The sequence below is a fragment of the Salinivibrio sp. PR932 genome (genome assembly GCF_001996125.1).
Classification (GTDB): Bacteria; Pseudomonadota; Gammaproteobacteria; order Enterobacterales; family Vibrionaceae; genus Salinivibrio; species Salinivibrio proteolyticus.
In genome coordinates this window covers 1-20,332 of record NZ_MUFM01000004.1, presented here as the reverse complement: position 1 = coordinate 20,332, position 20,332 = coordinate 1, and the positions used below count along the sequence as shown (strand labels likewise).

The following is a 20,332-nucleotide window of genomic DNA, read 5'->3' as shown; positions in this document are numbered from 1 at the left end:
TGTTTCGTCTAGGCGTCAAACAAGTGACAGCGACACTCTCTATTTGCGCTTTCATGGTTTTGTCCGCTTATTTTGGTGGTTTATTTTGATTTTTGGCGATCAACTATGTCTATATGACTGGCTTTTTGTTTTTTGTTGGAGAATTGTTTCATTATGGGCGGGATGAGCGTGCTTGGTTGCGCGATGAGTGGATATGCTGAAGATGAATGAATTTAAAGAATATACAACTATTTAACATTCTAGGGTCTGTCGCCGCATAATCTACCTAATGCGTGCATCGGTAGTAGTGGCGTTCACAGGTTCAACGAAAAAGCAGTGAGTTCAGTTTCAAACTGACATGAGTTAACAAAAAATGACATTAATTTGACAATTGTGTTTATAGCGTCTATGGAAACTTATGCGATTTTTTTGCGTAAATTTCTAGAGTAAACACTCAATTGATAGTTTTGTCATATTCTGTAATTTTACTGTCATGTGAATGAATATTGTTTTTTTTATTTTGTAAGTGGCTGGTATCGAAAGAGAAAAAAAGTCTCGCCGTGCAAGTGGAGATCGTTGATTGTGTCGGCAAATCAAGATAAATATAGACCACTTAATTGAAGCGTGTCATACGGATAAATGTTTTTACGCCCGGGATGGCATAAAAACATTTGTGAGAAGGTAGGCCAATGTCGCCTGCCCAAGCATCAGTTAGCTGAAACATAGTTAACAGGGAGTAGTGGACTATGCTGTCGTACTTTTTACGTCGGTTGTTGTTGGTGGTGCCGACTTTTCTTGGCATTACTATTTTGATCTTTGGTATCACCCGTCTTGTGCCTGGGGGACCGGTCGAGCGGATGATGACGCAAATGCAAGCACAAGCCGATGGTGGCTCTAGCCTGCAGCGTGCTGGTGACAGCTCGGCGTTATCGGAAGACCAAATTGCCGAGTTACGCGCCTTTTATGGGCTCGATAAACCCGTGCTGGAAGCCTATGTTGATTGGCTGGGCAAACTCGCCAATTTCGACTTGGGCGAGTCGACGCGCTACTACGAGCCGGTCACTGACATGATCGCCGAGCGTCTGCCTGTCTCGTTGTTTTACGGCGGGATGACCTTCTTTATCAGTTATTTTATCTCTCTTCCGCTCGGTTATTACAAAGCCCTCAAACACGGTTCAGTGTTTGACTCCTCTTCCTCTGTGCTGATCTTTATCGGGTTTGCCTTACCCGGCTATGTGGTCGGGGTATTGCTGATCACCTTGTTTAGTTATCACCTCGAGTGGTTCCCAATGGGGGGCTTTGTTGGCGATGCTTACTACGACGCGACCAGTTTTTGGGAGCGCGCCAAAGATGTGATGTGGCATGCGGTTCTGCCGCTGATTTGTTATCTGATTGGTGATTTTGCCACTCTGACCATGACGATGAAAAACAACCTGATGGAAAACTTATCTGCCGATTATATTCGCACAGCCATCGCCAAAGGGTTGCCGTTCCGTTCGGCGGTGCGCAAGCACGCGCTGCGCAACAGCTTAATTCCGATAGCCAGCCATTTTGGTAACTCTTTATTGTTCTTTATGACTGGCGCGTTTTTGATTGAAGTGATTTTCAATATTAACGGCATTGGCTTACTTGGCTATGAGTCGATTATGGAGCGCGACTATCCGGTGGTGATGGGCATTGTCGCCATCAATGCGCTTTTACTACTGGCCGGCAACATTATCTCAGATATCTGTGTTGCTATGGTTGACCCTCGCGTGAAGTTTGGATCTTGATATGTTGACGTTTAGCCCTTTAACTCAAAAGAAAATCCGCAGCTTTAAACAAATTAAACGCGGTTACTGGTCGTTTATCATCCTTGCCGTGATGCTGGTCTTATCGCTGTTCGCCGAGTTTTTTATTAACAGTAAAGCGTTAATGGTCAAATACAACGGCGAGTATTATTTCCCCGTATTGAGTGATGTGCACTTGGCGAGCGATTTTGGTCAAGTGGGCACTAGCGAAGCTAACTACCGTCAACTTGCCAAAGCCTTTGCCGCGCAGGGCGGTGACAATTATGTGGTGATGCCACTAGTGCCGTGGAACCCGCTTGAACAAGACTTTAGCGGCGATTTTCCACCGACTGCGCCAAGCGCCGAAAACAAGCACTATCTTGGCACCGATGAGATCGGACGCGATATTCTCGCCCGCCTTGTCTATGGCTTTCGAACCGCAATGGGTTTTGCATTGCTGACCATGGCCGCCTCGTATGCGATTGGCACTGCGGTAGGTTGTGCAATGGGCTTTTGGGGTGGCAAGTTTGACTTGTTTTTCCAGCGCTTTATCGAAATCTGGTCGATGGTACCGTTTTTGTACGTGATCATGATATTGGTCTCGATTCTTCAGCCCACCTTTGCCCTCTTTGTAGGGATTAACGTACTGTTTGGTTGGATGGCGATCACTTGGTATATGCGCACCATGACCTATAAAGAGTCAGCGCGCGATTATGTGATGGCCGCGAGGGCGCTGGGGGCGTCGACCAGCCGGATCCTTTTCCGTCATATTTTACCCAACACTATGGTGATGATTGTTACTTTGGCGCCTTTCACCATCGCCCTCAATATTACCGCACTAACGGCGCTGGATTATCTCGGCTTGGGGCTGATGCCACCGACGCCAAGTTGGGGGGAGCTGTTGCAGCAAGGCAAATCGAATTTGGATGCGCCATGGATTGTTGCATCCGTGGTGACCTCACTGGTGGTGGTATTGGTGATGGTGACCTTTATTGGTGAAGCGGTACGCGCTGCCTTCGATCCGAAAAAATTCACCCGTTACGATTAATTATTAGCACAGTGAGCAATGTGTGAATCACGATAGGGACATCACGATGAAAAAACTGATCCTTGCGACCTCAATCTCGATGTTTAGCCTGAGCGGTTGGGCAGCCTCGTTGCCTGAAAACCTCAATTGGCAAACCAACTGGGATGCCCCCAAAATTGGCTCACCAGAGGCAAAACGCGGTGGTACACTGCGTACCCATTTATTAAGTTTTCCGCAGACATTGCGCACCGTTGGCCCAGACTCCAACTCAGGTCTGCGTAGCTATTTCCTCGATGAAATGCCCTCATTGGTGAAACGTCACCCTGACACCTTGGAATGGATCCCGGATTTGGCCAACGAGTGGGCGTTTGGCGATGATCATAAAACCATCTACTTTAAGCTTAATCCAGACGCGACCTGGTCTGATGGTAAGCCAGTCACCGCTGATGACTTTGTCTTTATGATGCAGTTTTATCGCTCCAAAGATATTGTTGCGCCTTGGTATAACGACTATTACACCAACACGATTGGTGGTGTCGAAAAAATAGATGCCCACACCATTGCCGTGCGCAGCGCGATTGAGAAAAACGATGACGATTTGCTGTATATCCTTGGCAGTCTCGTTCCACGTCCTGCGCATTTTTATGCCAACCCACGCAAAGATGAAAACCAAGATGGTATCGCTGATGACTATGTGCGCCGCTATAACTTTAAGGCCGAGCCTACAGTGGGGCCTTATGCGTTAGGACGAGTGCAAAAAGGCCGTAGCGTCACCTTTGAGCATGTGGATGACTGGTGGGGTTATACCAACCCGTATTATCAACATCGCTACAACGTCGATAAGATTCGAATGCGCGTGATCCGAGATAATGACATTGCCATGAAGCACTTTGAAAAAGGCAATTTGGATGTGTTCGATTTGATTCTGCCCGATATCTGGCACGACAAAACCCAATCTGAACCCTATAGAAAGGGCTACATCACTAAGTATTGGGGATATAACGAGATCCCAGTTGGCGCGGGTGGCTTGTGGCTAAATACCGCCATGCCATTGCTGGATGACATCAATGTGCGCAAAGGCATCATCTATGCCACTGACTTTGATGGCATGATCAAAAAAATCACCCGTGGTGACTACTCGCGTAAACCGCATGCGATGGGCTTTGGTCATGGTGAATACGACAACGACGGGGCAACACCGCCTGCGTTCGATCCTAAAAAAGCGGTCAGCTATTTCGAAAAAGCCGGCTTTAATCAGGTGGGACCAGATGGCATTCGTATCAACGACAAAGGCGAGCGTTTAAGCTTTGCCATCACTTATGGTTATCAACACCACACGCCGCGTATTGCTTACTTAAAAGAACAAGCTAAAAAAGCGGGTCTGGAATTTACCATTAACTTGGTCGATGGCTCATCGGCGTTTAAATACGTGTTGGAGAAAAAGCACCAAATTGCCTTTCTCAATATGGGCACTTCCGAAGTTCCTGCCTATTGGGAATACTTCCACTCGGATAATGCCAATAAAGCGCAAACCAATAACCATACCAATTACAGCGCTCCAGAGTTGGACGCGTTAATTATGGCTTACAAAACGGAGTTTGATCTGGAGAAGAAGTATCAGTTGTCGCACCAGATCCGCGCTAAGATTTCTGAGGCGAGCGTGATTGCCCCGGGTTACATGGTGCCGTATGTACGTCAAGGTTTTTGGCGTTATGTACAAATCCCAGATAACGCGATGACCAAGCGCACAGAAACCATGATAAGTAACGGGTCGGTGATTGGTCTTGGCACATACTGGATTGATGAAGCGATGAAAGAAGCCACCGAAGAAGCCATGGACGAAGGTAAAGCCTTTGAACCTACAACCATCATTGATGACAGATACAAGCTGTAGAGGCGATTATGACGCAGGATGTCATTCTATCGGTTAAGGATTTGACCGTTAATTTTACCACTGACGATGGCCCCCGTGAGGTACTTCACGGGGTGAGCTTTGAGGTCAAAGCCGGGCGCACGCTCGGCTTGGTAGGCGAGTCGGGTAGCGGCAAAAGTGTCACCGCGATGTCAATCATGGGATTACTTCCAAAACCCTATGGGCAAATAACGGGTGGTGAAATCTTGTACCGCGGGACCGACTTGGTCACTCTGCCCGCCAAAGAGCGCTATGCAATGCGCGGCAATCGGATCTCGATTATCTTTCAAGACCCGATGACAGCGTTAAACCCTGTGCACACCATTGGCCGACAAATCAATGAAGTCTTGACGCTACACCGCCCAGAGCTCGACAAAAAAGCCCGCGCGGCGTGTGCGCTCGACATGCTGGCTAAGGTGAAAATCCCGATGCCAGAAAAGCGGCTGAACGAGTATCCGCATAACCTGTCTGGCGGGATGCGTCAGCGGGTAATGATCGCGATGGCACTGGCCTGCAAGCCCGATATCTTGATTTGTGATGAGCCAACCACCGCCTTGGATGTAACGGTGCAGGCCTCGATTTTGGATCTGATTAACGAGCTGCAAGAAGAAACCGGCATGGCGGTAATTTTTATCACCCATGATCTGGGGGTAGTCGCCGAGGTATGTGACGATGTTGCCGTGATGTACGATGGCCAAATTCGCGAACGGGCCGATATTTTCACACTCTTTGATCACCCAGCCCATCCGTATACCAAGCGTTTGTTGGGATTAATGCCAGGGCGTCACCATCAACCCAAGCAGATGATTGATATTCGTCCGTTGGAAGACTTTGATGCTGCGCCATCATCCACGTAGTTGCAGGAGAACGAGATGAGCAAGGAAGTCCTCAGAGTAGAAAATCTGAAGCAGTATTTTGTCTCGGGCAAAGGCCTGCTTCGTCAAGGCTACACCATTAAAGCCGTCGATGGCGTATCGCTCTCGGTGTCACAAGGCGAAACGCTGGGGCTGGTCGGTGAGTCGGGATGTGGCAAAAGCACCCTTGGCCGTACCATGCTTAAGCTGTTTGAGCCGACTGAAGGGAAAATTTTCTTTGAAGGTAAAGACATCACGCATTTATCGCCACGTCAGATGCGGCCACTGCGCAAAGACATGCAGATTGTCTTTCAAGACCCGCTCGAGTCGCTAAACCAGCGCCATACCATCGGCGGGATCTTAGAAGAGCCCTTTATTATTCACAATATTGGCACCGCGAAAGAGCGTCGTCAGTGGGTACTTGAGCTATTAGACAAAGTCGGTTTACCCCATGATGCGGTTAACCGCTATCCGCATGAGTTTTCGGGCGGTCAGCGCCAGCGAATTGGTATTGCACGAGCGATCGCCCTTAAACCGAAACTGCTTATTTGTGACGAATCCGTCTCCGCCTTGGATGTGTCGGTGCAGGCGCAGATTCTTAATCTGTTGCTGAAACTCCAGCAAGAGATGAACTTGGCGATGATTTTTATCTCCCACGACTTATCGGTGGTTCGCCATATCTCCGATAAGGTGGCAGTGATGTACTTTGGTCATGTGGTAGAAGAGGGGCCGACTGAAACCGTCTACCATCATCCCCAGCATGAGTACACCCAAAAGCTACTCTCCGCGATCCCAATCACCCACCCCAAATATCGCAAACACAAGCGCCGCGCCGAGCAACCGGTGGCCGAAAAAAAGCCTGAAGCGGTGAGTTAAGTACACGCCCCTCTGATGAGGGGCGTGGTTGTTTGGCCTGTCGGCACATCGAGCCGTTGATAGAGTCTGGCTTAACTCTTTGTTGCTATTGTTTGAAAAGTATAGAAAAGTGATCCTTTCATAGCGCCTACAACCCGTGGTTTGTAAGGTGAAACTGGCTCATCAAGTGGAAGGAAAATGCAGCAGGTCGGAATTTATGAGCAGCTGGTAACGCAGCTTATTGAGAGCCGTATTGATCGAGAACGATTCTATGTTGGTGAGCGAGAGCTTACCAGCAACGAGGCGTCCGTTTGGTTGTCTCGCTTTTTATCGCATGTTTTACATCATGTGCTCGACGCGGTGCCCGCCAGTGACGATCGCCTAGCTCAGCAGATTTCGCTATCCAACCAATTCTTGCTGTGGCTGAAAACCCAGATCCACGACAAAGACATTATCGACGATAATCTGCTCGCGAGTCAGGGGAAAATCCTGACGGCCCTTTATGAGTTTGAAAACCCGATAGCATCTGATTTAGCGCGTTATGTGCAAGATGTTTTCCCACTCACCGGCTTAACGCAAAGTGAGCTTTTTTGTGGCAGTAACGCGGGTCTTTCATTGGAATCAGAGCTGAAAAGGGAGATTTTATCCGCGGACAAAATCTATTGGTTGGTATCATTCATCAAGTGGGCGGGGATAAGAATTTTCCGTAAAGAGCTGGAAGCCTTTACCCGCAGTGGTCGCGAGTTAAAGGTCATCACCACATCATACATGGGCGCGACAGACGCGAAAGCGGTGGAGTATTTAGCCAGCCTACCTAATACCGAGGTGAAGTTAAGCTACAACACTGAGCGCGAGCGTCTTCACGCAAAAAGCTATTTGTTTCTGCGCGAGACCGGCTATCACACCGGTTATATCGGATCGTCAAACCTCTCTCATTCTGCTCTGACGAATGGTTTGGAGTGGAACCTAAAAATTACCTCGCAAGAAATTCCCCACATTATCAATAAATCACTCAGCACCTTTGAAACGTATTGGGCGTCGAATGAATTTGAACGATTTGACGGAGATGTAAAAAGTACCGAAAAACTGAATCAAGCCCTTCGGCAGCAGCGGGGTGGCGAAGAAGATGGTGCTACGTTTTTCTTCGACCTCTCTCCTTTCCCTCACCAGAAGGAGATTTTGGAGCAGCTGACGGTTGAGCGCCAGACGCATCAACGTTTTCGCAATTTAGTGGTGGCGGCAACAGGCACTGGTAAGACACTGATCTCTGCGTTTGATTTTGCCCGTTTTTTGAAAAAACACCCTGATGCCAACTTTTTATTTGTGGCCCATCGTGAAGAAATCCTTAAGCAAGCGCGTGCGGCCTATCGAGGGGTATTACGTAACAGCACCTTTGGCGAGCTGTGGGTCGGTGGTCACACGCCAGATCATTACCGTCAGCTGTTTGTCTCGATTCAAACATTGAACAACCAGCTCGATACGCTCAACTTGACGGCCGATTACTATGACTACATTGTGATTGATGAAGTGCATCATATTGCTGCGAGCAGTTATCGAGCGATTTTGCACTACTTTTCGCCGTCAGTACTACTGGGTCTGACGGCGACACCCGAGCGTCACGATGGCGGCGATATTCTCGCGGATTTTGGTGGCGTTATTGCGGCTGAGGTTCGGTTGCCAGAGGCGATTAATCGTCGTCATCTTTGCCCATTCCAATATTTTGGTATTGATGATGATACCGATCTGAGGACCATTCCTTGGCAACGTGGCCGCTATGATATTGCACAGCTGACTAACCTTTATACGTCCAACCAAGCGCGGGTGGATAAGATATTACTCAGCATGAACGAGATCATCACGGATCTTAGCCGTATGAAAGCGCTCGCTTTTTGTGTGAGTAAAGAACACGCTCAATACATGGCTCAACAGTTTTCACTGCAAGGGCTTAAGGCGGATGTGTTGACCAGCGACAATCGGCATGAACGCCAGCGAAAGCAGCAATCGCTGCGCGCCGGTGAGGTGAATGTGCTTTGTGTGGTTGATATTTTCAACGAGGGGGTCGATATCCCAGAAGTGGATACCTTATTGTTTCTGCGTCCCACCGAGAGTTTAACCATTTTCCTTCAGCAGCTAGGCCGCGGTTTACGGCTAGCCGAAGGCAAAGAGTGCTGTACCGTCCTGGACTTTGTCGGTCATTCGCGTCCCGAGTATGACTTTGCAAACAAGTTTCGTGCGCTGGTGGGCAAGAGCGCTCGAGCGATTAACCATGAGATTGAACAAGGCTTCCCACATGCGCCTTTGGGTTGTCGTATTGAGCTTACTAAGCGCACCCAAGAAATGGTCTTGGATAACATCCGCAAAGCGTCGTTAACGCTAAGGCGCTTAGTGGCAATGGTTCGGCAATATCCTCAACACACCCACCTGCCGCTGACGCTAGCGAACTTCCTAACCTTGTATCCGCATATTGATTTGAACGAACTATACAAGCGGGGCTGTTGGTCAGAATTGGTGTTCAAAGCAGAACTACAGGTTAATGATTCTCCTGTTGATGAAAGTGCACTTAAAACAATCAAGAAAGCGATATTTCAGCGGATTTTAACCACTGATGATCATGCGTATCTACAGTTTTTACAGCAGCTTTGCCAAACAGACTTTGCGCCTGATACGGGTAGCGAACGGCATCGACTCATGTGCCATTATGATGTTTGGCAACAAACAGGGCCAGCACTTGGCTTTTCATCCATTGCGCAAAGCTTTGCCGCGCTAAGGCGGCTGGGCATCAAAACAGAATTAATGGACGTGTTGGATTGGAAACTGTCACAAACCAAGCACGAGCAGTTGAGGATGGACGATTTGCCTGATGTGCCATTGCGGCTTCATGCGCGATATTCACGTGAGCAAATTCTAGTTGGCTTTGGCGCTACCATCTTTGAGCGGCAGCCACCTGCACGAGAGGGGCTCTATGCGCTTAAAGATCAAAATATTGAGTTGCTATTTGTCACCTTGGATAAAAATGAAAAGCAATTTTCCCCGACAACCATGTACCACGATTATGCGATTAATGCGTCACGCTTTCACTGGCAATCGCAAAACAGCTCGCGTCCTGATAAAGGCCGAGGCAAAGATTACATTCAACATCAAAAAATAGGGAAGCGCCTGTTTTTGTTTGTACGTGAGCAAACCAAGGATGAATACGGGCGTACCATGGGATTTGTGAACTTTGGCGAAGTGAATTATATCTCGCACACTGGATCTCAGCCGATGGATATTACGTGGGAGCTAGCCACTCCGATGCCAAACTTTATGTGGCAGCAAGCGGCGAAGCTGGCGGTAGGCTAGAGACCGATGCGTGTCTTTTGTCGCCACGAGCCTCAAATGTAGGGCAAAAAATGGCTGAGCGAATATAGGGTAAGCAGATAGAGGCAGCTCAATATATCGCGCTCGAGCTATCTCTATCTGTCTGAATGTCAGTGCTGAGAATTGCTAGTGATTACTCAATATTCTGGATCTGCTCGCGCATTTGCTCGATAAGCACTTTGAGCTCGACGCCGGAGGCGGTGATTTCGGTGCTGATTGATTTGGAGGCGAGGGTGTTGGCTTCGCGGTTGAACTCTTGCATCATAAAGTCCAAGCGTCGGCCGCAGGCGCCGCCTTTTTTGAGGATTTTTCGCGCCTCTGAAACGTGTGAGTCCAAGCGGTCAAGCTCTTCTGCAACGTCTACTTTTTGCGCCAGCATCACCATTTCTTGCTCGATGCGAGTTGGATCGAGCTCCACTTTGGCTTCTTCCAAACGTGTGGTTAAGCGTTCACGCTGCCATTCAATCACGGTAGGCATCTTTTCGCGCACTTTGATGACTTCAGCGCTAATCGCATCTAATCGCTGTTCAATCAGCGCCTTCATGTTGTCACCTTCGCTCGCACGCGCGGCGATAAAGGCGTCGAGTGCTTCATCGAGACCAGTCAATAGGGCGCGATGCAGTTCGTCGGTATCTTGCTCAGGGGCTTCCATCACCCCCGGCCAGTTCAGGACCTGGAACGGATTGATGTTGCCTTCCCCAGCGGTTTCTTTCACCCATTTGGCGGCGTGAATTACTTGTTTGGCCAAGGCTTCGTTAATGGTGAGCTTGTCTTGATTGGCTTGCGAGGTATCAAAGCGTAAGTTGCATTCCACTTTGCCGCGCGCAAGGCGCTTGCGGAAGCGCTCACGCACGACGGGCTCAAGGCTGCGCAATTGCTCGGGCATGCGAATGTAGGTTTCGAGATAACGCTGGTTGACGGAACGAATTTCCCAAACGGCGTTGCCCCAATCGCCCTTGATTTCGTGTCGCGCGTAGGCGGTCATGCTGTGGATCATTGGTACCTGCTTGTGTGTGCAAAGAGTGAATGGCTTGATTATACGCATCCACCTGCAATGCGTCAGCTGTGTTGGCAAGATGTGCCGACAGGGATCGCAAGCGTGGCAAGAAACACGTATAATCGCGGGCAAATTTCATCTGCCCAAAAGGTTACTTGCATGCGTCCAAGTGGAAGAGCGCTCGACCAAATTCGTCCCGTTAGCTTTACCCGCGGTTTTACTGCCCACGCAGAAGGCTCTGTGCTGGTTTGCTTTGGCGACACAAAAGTCATTTGTAACGCCACTGTCGAAGAGGGTGTGCCACGCTTTTTAAAAGGCAAGGGCCAAGGCTGGGTGACGGCAGAATATGGTATGTTGCCACGTGCCACGCATACGCGTAACCGTCGAGAAGCGTCGACCGGTAAACAAGGTGGCCGCACGATGGAAATTCAGCGTCTGATCGCGCGCAGCCTGCGTGCAGCGGTTGATTTAACCGCGCTGGGTGAGTACACCATTACAGTCGATTGTGATGTGATTCAGGCCGACGGCGGCACGCGTACTGCATCTATCTCGGGAGCGAGCGTTGCTCTGGCTGACGCACTCAATGCCATGGTGCGTGATGGCAAACTTGCCGCGAACCCTATGAAAGGTCACGTCGCAGCGGTGTCGGTAGGTATTTATCAGCAAACGCCAATTTGCGATCTGGAATACGTCGAAGACTCCGCGGCAGACACCGACATGAATGTGGTGATGCTCGAAGATGGCCGTATGATTGAGGTACAAGGTACCGCTGAGGCAGAGCCATTTACTCCCGATGAGCTCAATGCCATGTTGGTACTGGCCAAGAAGGGCATTGATGACATTGTCGTTGCCCAAAAATCGGCGTTAGCCGACGCATAACAAATTGAGTAGCTCCCACATTGGGGGCTATTTTTTTGCCCTGAGAACAGGATGGAGCCCGTGACATAAGCGTCACAACCGTTTTAATAGTGAGAGGATGGAATGAAAGCCTACCAGCGCCAGTTTATTGAGTTTGCCCTTGAAAAGCAGGTTTTAAAGTTTGGTGAATTCACCCTGAAATCCGGCCGTAAGAGCCCGTATTTCTTTAATGCAGGTTTGTTTAATACCGGACGTGATTTAGCAAAATTGGGTCGTTTTTATGCCGCTGCATTAATGGATGCTGGGATTGATTACGATGTGCTATTTGGCCCTGCGTACAAGGGGATCCCGATTGCAACCACCACCGCGGTCGCGCTTGCCGATCATCATGATGTGGATACGCCTTACTGTTTTAACCGCAAAGAGGCAAAAGATCATGGCGAGGGCGGCCAGTTAGTGGGGAGTGCGCTCGCAGGTCGCGTGATGTTGGTGGATGATGTGATCACGGCAGGTACTGCTATTCGTGAATCTATGGCGCTGATCCAGGCGCAAGGTGCGCAACTTGCCGGTGTTTTGGTGGCGATTGACCGCCAAGAACGGGGCCAAGGAGAGCTGTCTGCGATTCAAGAAGTGGAGCGTGACTTTGCCTGCCGCGTTGTCTCTATCATTAGTTTGAGTGACTTAGTGACCTATCTGGAGCAAAGCGAGGCTGATCCGGCGCAGCTGGCGGCGGTCAAAGCCTATCAAGCAGAGTATGGTATTTAATCTTTACTGGGCGCGCCACGGCGCGCCTGATTGCTTACATGGCTTATTGCAGCTGACTGGTGAGCAATTGCCAGTACTGTTCAAAGTTGGCGGTAGGCAGTTGTTTGAAAGAGGAGCGTACATAACGGCACAAACTGCCTTCAACTTGGCCAATTAGTTGGCTCGCGAGCACCGCTTCATCGAGCGGAAAGCCTTTCCCTTCTCGTAAACGTCTTTCCCGCAGTACTTGCTTGAGTTGCGCTTCAACGCGCTCAAACAATTGGTTGATGCGACCTTGTAAGCGGTCTTGCTCGAACATCAACGCATGGCCTGTCATGATACGCGTCAGCCCTGGGTTGCGCTCACCAAATCCAAGCAGCAACTGCAGAATGAGCTTAAGACGCACTAAGGTGTCTTTCTCTTCATCAATAATCAGGTTGATGCGGGACAGTAATGAGTCCTCAATAAACTCAATTAAGCCCTCAAACATGCGTGCTTTGCTGGGAAAGTGGCGATAGAGTGCCGCCTCGGAGACGCCAACTTGGGCGGCCAATTTGGCGGTCGTGATGCGCTGGCTGCCTTGCGTGGATTCCAGCATTTGCGCGAGCGCTTGGAGGATCTCTTCGCGGCGATTATTTTTTTTCGGGGCTGCCATTCATGCGATTCCTTTGTCTTTTATTCTCACGTTGGCGGGCGGTAAAGGAAGCATCAGGACGAGGTGCCACCAAGCGTGTTAGTCATGCCCTTTATCTTAGCGGTGAGGTGCCTGTATTAAAAGCAAAAAGCGTGGCCTTGGCGCACGCTTTTACACTTGATGTAACGGCGTTTTTTTACGTTACGCTTTGGTATCCGCCTTGTGATAACGGTTGGCGATATGCGTCATTACAGCGCGCGCCAAGTGTGCTTTCTCTGTTAACGGTAGTGCGAGATCACCGTTCGGCCAGAAAAGGTGTAAGGCGTTGTGATCGCTATTAAACCCTTGGTCTGAAAGCGAGACATCGTTAGCACAAATCATGTCGAGCCCTTTACGTGCAAGCTTATCGCGTGCATAGGTCTCGATATCCTGTGTTTCTGCCGCAAAACCAACGGTAAAAGGTCGTGTATCCGACAGCGCAGCTACCGAGGCGATAATGTCAGGGTTTTTCACCATGGTGACTGTCATTGCATCTTTATCGGCCTGTTTTTTCAGCTTTTGCTCGGCAACGGTTTGGGGACGATAATCCGCCACGGCCGCACAGCCAATAAAAATGTCTTGTGAGGCAATGCTGGCATGGACGGCTTCATACATTTGTTGTGCACTGGTCACATCCACACGGTGTACGCCGGTGGGCGTTGGTAGTGCGACTGGGCCACTCACTAGGGTCACGGTAGCCCCCAGTGCACGGGCGGCTTCTGCGAGCGCATAGCCCATTTTTCCCGAGCTATGGTTGGAAAGATAGCGCACCGGGTCGAGTGCTTCTCGGGTTGGTCCGGCGGTGATCATGATGTGCTTGCCAGCCAAAGGGGTGGGACCGGCCCAGTGTTCACATTCTGCCACTAACGCCATCGGCTCTAGCATGCGCCCCGGGCCGACATCGCCACAGGCTTGTGCGCCACTGTCGGGCCCCCAAATCAGACAACCGCGCGCACTCAATGCAGCGATATTGGCTTGCGTGACAGCTGCACGATACATCTGCTGATTCATTGCGGGTGCAATCGCAATCGGCGCATCGGTGGCGAGACACACCGTGGTGAGCAGATCATTGCCCATGCCAGCATGGACGCGTGCAATTAAGTCAGCGGTCGCGGGGGCGAGCAAGACTAAATCTGCCCACTTGGCTAATTCAATGTGGCCCATCGACGCTTCAGCGGCGGGGTCAAGTAAGCTATCTGATACCGGGTGACCGGAAACGGCTTGCATGGTCAGCGGGGTGATGAATTCTTTTGCTGCGCGAGTCATCACCACCTTGACCGTCGCCCCACGTTCAATAAGACGTCGAGTGAGGTCGGCACATTTATACGCGGCAATGCCGCCGCCCATACCGAGCAGTATACGTTTTCCTGCCAGCGTCTGGGCTGGCTGTTGTGAAGAACTGGCCATAATGCGTGATATCGTTGTCAGTGAATGGCGCAACCATACCATAATCCTTAGCGTAAAAAGCTTGTTCAAGCGCATGAATCCTCGCACGGTGTGAGCCAGGTTGGCTGTGATATGGGCTGATGTCTGCTGAAAAGCACACGCAACGGGGAATAAAAATAGGCGACTGTAACGCAACCTTGCCATGATGCGCTTGTATCAAGGCGGCGTCCTCTCCCTACTATCGGCTTTGTCGTAGCCGACGACTGGCTCAGCAAAGGGAGAACGATCATGAGCTTAAAAACCATGCCGCAAGATTGCCGCCCACGAGAGCGTTTGCTGAGTAGAGGGGCACAAAGCCTGTCTGATGCGGAGTTACTGGCGATTTTTTTGCGAACTGGGGTGACGGGGATGAGTGCGGTCGAGCTGGCCGACTACCTGTTAAATGACTTTGGTTCGCTGCGTGCGCTGATGGGTGCTAACCAAGCTGCGTTTTGTCAGCACAAAGGGCTAGGAAGCGCGAAATATGCCCAGCTTCAGGCGGTATTGGAGCTTAGTCGCCGTTATTTAAAAGAAACGTTAAGTAAAACCGATGCACTGACCAGCCCTGATCATACCCGCCGTTATTTGTCGACGCTGCTTCGAGACCGGCCCCGCGAAGCGTTTTATGTGTTATTTCTCGACAATCAACACCGTGTCATTGCCGATGAGCAACTTTTTGAGGGCACTCACAATGCGGCGAGTGTGTATCCGCGTGAAATTGTGCGCCGCGCACTCGAATTACATGCGTCGGCGCTGATATTGGCCCACAATCACCCTTCGGGTGTGGCAGAGCCGAGTCAGGCCGACCGCCAAATCACCGAAAGAATCGTTCAAGCGTTGGGATTAGTCGACATTCGTGTGCTTGATCATCTGGTGGTTGGGGACGGAGAAGTGGTATCCTTCGCCGAACGAGGTTGGTTGTTATCCCTTTGAGGATCGCCTTTGGCGAAAAAAACGATCAAAAAGAGCGCAAAAGGATCTGCTCGGGACTTGAGCAATGTGAATTCAGTTAGTATAATGCGCCACCTTTGATAGCCTTGACCTTGAGCCTGACCTTGAATTTGCAGGACTGGCGGACAAGGTTGATATCGAGCTGAAACGATTTTGGAGAGACTTTCATGTCACGAGTATGCCAAGTAACTGGCAAGCGTCCTGTAGTTGGTAACAACCGCTCTCACGCTAATAACGCCACCAAGCGTCGTTTTCTGCCGAACCTGCAAACTCATCGTTTCTGGGTAGAAAGCGAAAAACGCTTCGTTAAACTGCGTCTATCTACTAAAGGTATGCGCATCATCGACAAAAAAGGTATCGATTCTGTACTAGCAGAAATGCGTGCCCGCGGTGAGAAAGTATAAGAGGACTTAGAGAATGGCTAAAGGCATTCGCGAGAAGATTCGTCTAGTATCCTCTGCTGGTACTGGTCACTTCTACACCACAGATAAGAACAAACGTAACATGCCAAGCAAGTTCGAGATCAAAAAATTTGATCCCGTAGTTCGCAAGCACGTTATGTATAAAGAAGCCAAAATCAAGTAATTGGTTGAAAGTTTCGAGAAAGACCCAGCCTAGGCTGGGTTTTTTTATATCTATTTTTCCTGGCTGGGCCATCCGGTTGCTTAGCTATCAACGCCAGCCTCATTTGTGTATATACTGCTGATTAACAAAGTCGGGTATCCAGTGGCGGTGTCTCATGAAGCTAAAACGAAAAACGTGGAACAACATCCTCATTTTTTCCGTGGTGATCTTTTTCGGTTTGATGCTATTGCCTGACTACCTGCGCCACCAACGCCACGCCCGAGATATGCCTGACGGTGTGATTGCCTTGGTGACGTCACGCAGTGAGGTGCTCGCGCTGCGCTTCTCGCACTTAACCTTGACGCGAACGCTCGATGGTTGGCAAACCGACAAGCCGTTATTGATTAGCCCCACGGAGCTGGCTCAGCGTTGGCTGGGACTGAAAGGGACACAAGTGAATGACGCTACCTTGCAATCGCTGCGGCCGCAACTAACCGCACCGCGGACGCTTGAGCTGCTGCGTAGTCCTGATCAAGAACCTATCCGTATTACTTATTATCAGCAGCCGCAATTTTGGTTAATGCAAAATGAGCAAGGCCAATGGCTGGCGGTGTCTGTTGATAGCCGTTACCTTTTTCCGTTGACTAAGTCGTAAGTAAAAGTCCTTATCATGCCTGAATTACCTGAAGTCGAAGTCAGTCGCATGGGGATCACTCCCTATGTTGAAGGTCAGACCGTCACCCAAATTATTGTTCGCCAACCACAGCTGCGCTGGCTGGTGCCTGATGAATTGCAATTGCTCCAAGGTCAAGTGATTCGCCGGATAACACGTCGTGCCAAATATTTGTTGCTCGAGTGCGATCTAGGGGCGGCGCTTGTGCATCTTGGGATGTCGGGCAGTTTACGGGTATTACCCGCCAGCTTAGCCCCAGAAAAGCATGACCATGTGGATGTCATTCTCAGCAACAATATGATGATCCGCTATCACGACCCAAGACGATTTGGTGCTTGGCTGTGGCAAGCGCAGGATACAATGCATCAAGTGCTGAGTAAGCTTGGCCCTGAGCCATTAAGTGACGCTTTTAACGCTGATTATTTACTGACGCGTGCGAAGGGTAAAAAACTGGCGATGAAATCCTTCATTATGGATAACGCGGTGGTCGTTGGCGTGGGGAATATCTATGCCAATGAATCTCTTTTTTGTGCAGGGATCCACCCCAAACGCCCAGCAGGGAGCCTGACGCACTCAGAAGCAGCGTGTCTTGTCGATGAGATAAAAACCGTGCTCGCGGCGGCGATTGCCCAAGGGGGGACGACCTTAAAAGACTTTACCAATGCAGATGGCAAAGCCGGTTATTTTGCTCAGGAGCTTCGGGTGTACGGCAAAGCCGGCGAACCTTGCCCGCAATGCGAGACGGTATTAGAGCGTGTGGTGATTGGGCAGCGGGCAACGGTATTCTGCCCGCATTGCCAGCCACTATGATGGCGTATTGACGTGAAGCTTATTGCAAAGTGCGGTTAAGACATCAGGGTGTACAAACTCACTGGTGTCGCCGCCGTGCAGTGCCACTTCTTTGACCAAGGTCGATGAGATAAACGAGTGCTCTTCGGATGGGGTGAGAAACACGCTTTCAAGCTCAGGCATCAAACGGCGATTCATGTTAGCCAGTTGGAACTCGTACTCGAAATCAGAGACAGCACGTAGACCGCGTACCAAAATGTTGGCTTGGTATTGCTTGGCAAAATTCACCAGTAGTCCAGAAAAACCGACCACAGAGACATTGGGCAAATGACTGGTTACCGCTTGGGTTAAGGCGACGCGTTCGTCCAGGTCAAACAGGGGTTTTTTACTGGGGCTTGCGGCAATACCGACGATGACCTCATCGAACATGCTTGCAGCGCGTTCGACTAAATCAAGATGGCCATTAGTGATGGGGTCAAACGTGCCCGGGTAAATCACACGGGTCAGTTGTTTCTTGGTCACAGGGTTGTCCTTTTGATGTGTTATCTGGGCAGAGGTTATCAAATCATGCATCGAGACGCATTGTTCTTCATCGTGGCGCGTCTGTGAATCTGAAAATAGGCACGTTACACTGATAGGCGCTGCAGAGACCGCAAGATAGGAAAAACAGTGAGTATAGAAGTAGAACAGCGCGACAACGAATGTATTTGGTTTGACCCTGAGTTGGTGGAAGGGGATCCACGCCACTATTTCGATATTCACTATTGGCATCAGCAAGCCGCGGTGACGGGTTCAGCAAAAGGACGCGGTACGACGTTTTTTGTGCGTGGTCCTAAGATGGAAATGGCATTGCGCCATTATTATCGGGGCGGTTTGTTCGGTAAGCTGGTAAAAGATCAGTACTGGTTCACCGGTTGGGAGACAACCCGTTGCGGGGCGGAGCTGACGTTACTCGCCTATTTGCGGGCGAAAAAGTTGCCAGTGCCTCGACCGGTTGCGGCGCGCGCGGTCAAATCTGGGCGCACGTATCGGGCAGATATTCTGGTTGAAAAAGTGCCAGGCGCGCGCGATCTTGTGGCTATTCTCTGTGAACATGCACTATTGGCTCATGATTATCGATCCATCGGACGACTCGTTCGACGGCTTCACGATGCCGGTGTTTGTCACACTGACCTCAATATTCACAACATTCTTCGCGATAAGAAAGGCAAGTTGTGGTTAATTGATTTCGACAAATGCCAGCAGCGTGATGGTGAACAATGGAAAGAAGACAACTTAGCGCGTTTGCATCGCTCGTTTAAAAAAGAGAAGGAAAAACGTCAAATCCATTGGCAGCCCGAAGATTGGGCCGCCGTGCTAAAAGGCTATAACAAGATTCGCAAATAGGGGTTAGCGATTTAACCAAGGCGCCAGTGCTTGCAAGGTGCGCTCGACTGCCCCTCGGTTTTGCTCAACAACCTGTAATCCGGCTTGTCCTGCTTGCGCGCCCAGTGGTGGCGACGAGAAAAAGGCACCGATCTTCGCGGCAATATCGCGGCTGTCGTTGCATACTTGCAAGGCGCCCGCTTCAATCAAGGTGTCACCAATCACTTGGAAATTGTAGTAGCTGGGTCCCGTTAATTGTGGCTTCGCGAGCGCGGCAGGCTCGAGCAAGTTATGCCCACCGACTTTAGGGCCGAGAAAGCTACCCGCCATGACAACCACGTTCGCAGCAGCCAGATATGTCATCATTTCTCCCATGGTATCCCCTAAATAGACTTGCGAGGATAGGGCGATTGGCGCGTCACTCGTACGGCGCTGGACGCTGAGTCCGTGGGTGTGGATCTGCGCTTCTACGCCATCAAACCGCTCCGGATGACGGGGAACCAAAATTAACAAGGCATCGGGATAATCACGGAGCAAGGCAGCATGGGCGTCGAGCATGATGGCATCTTCGCCCTCATGCGTACTGGCGGCGACCCAGCATGGACGCGCTCCAATGTCATCAATCAGTGATTGGCCCAGATGTGGGTCCGTAGCTTTAATATCAAATTTGACCGAGCCGACCGTCGCCAGCTTATTGTCAGCAACCCCCAATTCGGCAAAACGGGCCTTATCGCTGTCGTGCTGACATAAAATTACATCGATATTTTGGCTCATGGTACGAAATAGCGGTGCGATTCGTTTATAGCCGCGGCACGCTTTCTCGGACAAGCGCGCATTGATGACCACGATAGGCACACCGGCTTGATGGACGTTAACGAGGGTGTTTGGCCACAGCTCGGTTTCCATAATCACGCACAGGCGGGGTTTTACTGCGCGCAAAAAACCACGGACAGCGAAGTTAAAATCGACTGGCATATAGCGATGGATAATGCCTTCTATCTTCTCTGCCTGCTCTGCGCCGGTTGGGGTCGTGGTGGTGACGAGCAAAGGAATGGATGGATAGGCCTGCTGCAACGCGGCAATTACGGGTTTCGCGGCGAGCACTTCGCCCACAGAAACCGCATGCAGCCAAATCGGCTGCCCCTCAACAGCTGGCGTACGGCCAAAGTGCTCCCGCCATCGCGCACCGACGGCCGGTTTCCCGGGACGCTTTCGATATAGGCCCACTAATAATAATGGGGCCACAAGAGTCAGGATAAAGGTGTATAGCCAGCGCACGAATCAGTCCCAAACCTTATACATAATTGTTATACTACGAAACAAATTAACACCTTCCAAATGATTTAAAAATATTATGGACGATAGAAAAGCAACAGTCATTATTTCTTTTTACAATAATAAAAAGGCATTGTGTATGATTTTCTAATCACTCAAAGAAGAGAAAACCTATAACTTTGATGTGATTGTTGCCGATGATGGATCATCTGATGATATCACGTCATGGTTAAAAGACTATATTAAATTACTCCCTTTTCGCGTG

General features: G+C 50.1%; 19 protein-coding genes and 1 pseudogene. 15 read left to right on the top strand and 5 right to left on the bottom strand.

All coding sequences use genetic code 11. The annotated features are described in order from the left end of the window. Positions 1–725: 725 nt before the first annotated feature. The 6 genes from BZG84_RS02475 to BZG84_RS02450 all read left to right on the top strand — a co-directional run bounded on the left by BZG84_RS02475 (position 726) and on the right by BZG84_RS02450 (position 9,735). A complete protein-coding gene (locus BZG84_RS02475; RefSeq protein ID WP_077455045.1) occupies positions 726–1,751 on the top strand; it encodes an ABC transporter permease in 1,026 nt (341 codons plus the stop codon). 1 nt (position 1,752) lies between these two features. Continuing rightward, positions 1,753–2,796, top strand: a complete 1,044-nt coding sequence (locus BZG84_RS02470) for an ABC transporter permease (protein WP_077479773.1) — start codon at positions 1,753–1,755, stop codon at positions 2,794–2,796. Between the two features lie 46 nt (positions 2,797–2,842). Next, positions 2,843–4,669: an extracellular solute-binding protein gene (locus tag BZG84_RS02465; protein WP_077479772.1), complete on the top strand. Its 1,827-nt coding sequence runs from the start codon at positions 2,843–2,845 to the stop codon at positions 4,667–4,669. Positions 4,670–4,677: 8 nt separating this feature from the next. Beyond that, complete coding sequence (locus BZG84_RS02460; protein WP_069588948.1) at positions 4,678–5,544, top strand: ABC transporter ATP-binding protein; 867 nt, start codon at positions 4,678–4,680, stop codon at positions 5,542–5,544. A 15-nt stretch (positions 5,545–5,559) separates the two neighbouring features. Beyond that, positions 5,560–6,417 carry an ABC transporter ATP-binding protein gene (locus tag BZG84_RS02455; RefSeq protein ID WP_077455048.1) on the top strand — a complete coding sequence of 286 codons (858 nt, stop codon included), beginning with the start codon at positions 5,560–5,562 and terminating at the stop codon, positions 6,415–6,417. Positions 6,418–6,594: 177 nt separating this feature from the next. Next, positions 6,595–9,735, top strand: coding sequence for a DUF3427 domain-containing protein (locus BZG84_RS02450; protein WP_077677964.1), 3,141 nt, complete (start codon positions 6,595–6,597; stop codon positions 9,733–9,735). 151 nt (positions 9,736–9,886) lie between these two features. Here the strand turns inward: BZG84_RS02450 and BZG84_RS02445 are convergent, their stop codons facing one another. Continuing rightward, positions 9,887–10,750: a YicC/YloC family endoribonuclease gene (locus BZG84_RS02445; protein WP_077479546.1), complete on the bottom strand. Its 864-nt coding sequence runs from the start codon at positions 10,748–10,750 to the stop codon at positions 9,887–9,889. Positions 10,751–10,909: 159 nt separating this feature from the next. On the opposite strand from BZG84_RS02445, the gene rph reads away from it, so the two are divergent. Both rph and pyrE read left to right on the top strand, forming a co-directional pair. Beyond that, the gene (gene rph / locus BZG84_RS02440; RefSeq protein WP_069589051.1) at positions 10,910–11,629 is read left to right on the top strand and encodes a ribonuclease PH; all 720 of its coding nucleotides are present in this window, start codon (positions 10,910–10,912) and stop codon (positions 11,627–11,629) included. 102 nt (positions 11,630–11,731) lie between these two features. Continuing rightward, positions 11,732–12,373 carry an orotate phosphoribosyltransferase gene (pyrE, locus tag BZG84_RS02435; protein WP_077479545.1) on the top strand — a complete coding sequence of 214 codons (642 nt, stop codon included), beginning with the start codon at positions 11,732–11,734 and terminating at the stop codon, positions 12,371–12,373. Positions 12,374–12,416: 43 nt separating this feature from the next. Here pyrE and slmA read toward each other — a convergent pair whose 3' ends face one another. Together slmA and coaBC are read right to left on the bottom strand one after the other, a co-directional pair. Further along, the gene (gene slmA, locus BZG84_RS02430) at positions 12,417–13,007 is read right to left on the bottom strand and encodes a nucleoid occlusion factor SlmA (protein WP_069590901.1); all 591 of its coding nucleotides are present in this window, start codon (positions 13,005–13,007) and stop codon (positions 12,417–12,419) included. A 180-nt stretch (positions 13,008–13,187) separates the two neighbouring features. Continuing rightward, positions 13,188–14,432: a bifunctional phosphopantothenoylcysteine decarboxylase/phosphopantothenate--cysteine ligase CoaBC gene (coaBC, locus tag BZG84_RS02425; RefSeq protein WP_108743588.1), complete on the bottom strand. Its 1,245-nt coding sequence runs from the start codon at positions 14,430–14,432 to the stop codon at positions 13,188–13,190. A 267-nt stretch (positions 14,433–14,699) separates the two neighbouring features. On the opposite strand from coaBC, the gene radC reads away from it, so the two are divergent. From radC to mutM, 5 genes are all read left to right on the top strand, one after another. Further along, the gene (gene radC, locus BZG84_RS02420) at positions 14,700–15,383 is read left to right on the top strand and encodes a RadC family protein (protein ID WP_077479543.1); all 684 of its coding nucleotides are present in this window, start codon (positions 14,700–14,702) and stop codon (positions 15,381–15,383) included. A 185-nt stretch (positions 15,384–15,568) separates the two neighbouring features. After that, complete coding sequence (gene rpmB, locus BZG84_RS02415) at positions 15,569–15,805, top strand: 50S ribosomal protein L28 (RefSeq protein ID WP_069590897.1); 237 nt, start codon at positions 15,569–15,571, stop codon at positions 15,803–15,805. Positions 15,806–15,818: 13 nt separating this feature from the next. After that, the gene (gene rpmG, locus BZG84_RS02410) at positions 15,819–15,986 is read left to right on the top strand and encodes a 50S ribosomal protein L33 (RefSeq protein ID WP_069590895.1); all 168 of its coding nucleotides are present in this window, start codon (positions 15,819–15,821) and stop codon (positions 15,984–15,986) included. Positions 15,987–16,140: 154 nt separating this feature from the next. Next, positions 16,141–16,620: a hypothetical protein gene (locus BZG84_RS02405; protein WP_077455069.1), complete on the top strand. Its 480-nt coding sequence runs from the start codon at positions 16,141–16,143 to the stop codon at positions 16,618–16,620. A gap of 15 nt (positions 16,621–16,635) precedes the next feature. Beyond that, positions 16,636–17,448, top strand: coding sequence for a bifunctional DNA-formamidopyrimidine glycosylase/DNA-(apurinic or apyrimidinic site) lyase (gene mutM, locus BZG84_RS02400; RefSeq protein ID WP_077677963.1), 813 nt, complete (start codon positions 16,636–16,638; stop codon positions 17,446–17,448). On the opposite strand, the gene coaD is transcribed toward mutM, so the two are convergent. After that, positions 17,443–17,949, bottom strand: a complete 507-nt coding sequence (gene coaD, locus BZG84_RS02395; protein WP_069590889.1) for a pantetheine-phosphate adenylyltransferase — start codon at positions 17,947–17,949, stop codon at positions 17,443–17,445. The two genes, mutM and coaD, sit on opposite strands and share 6 nt — an antisense overlap. Before the next feature lie 153 nt (positions 17,950–18,102). Here coaD and BZG84_RS02390 point away from each other — a divergent pair, with 153 nt between their 5' ends. Beyond that, on the top strand, positions 18,103–18,813 hold the full coding sequence (locus BZG84_RS02390; protein WP_077479548.1) for a 3-deoxy-D-manno-octulosonic acid kinase: 711 nt from the start codon (positions 18,103–18,105) through the stop codon (positions 18,811–18,813). A 3-nt stretch (positions 18,814–18,816) separates the two neighbouring features. Here the strand turns inward: BZG84_RS02390 and waaA are convergent, their stop codons facing one another. Then, positions 18,817–20,070 carry a lipid IV(A) 3-deoxy-D-manno-octulosonic acid transferase gene (waaA, locus tag BZG84_RS02385; RefSeq protein ID WP_077479539.1) on the bottom strand — a complete coding sequence of 418 codons (1,254 nt, stop codon included), beginning with the start codon at positions 20,068–20,070 and terminating at the stop codon, positions 18,817–18,819. A gap of 160 nt (positions 20,071–20,230) precedes the next feature. On the opposite strand from waaA, the pseudogene BZG84_RS16605 reads away from it, so the two are divergent. Beyond that, a pseudogene (locus BZG84_RS16605) lies at positions 20,231–20,332 on the top strand (hypothetical protein); the annotation flags it as partial.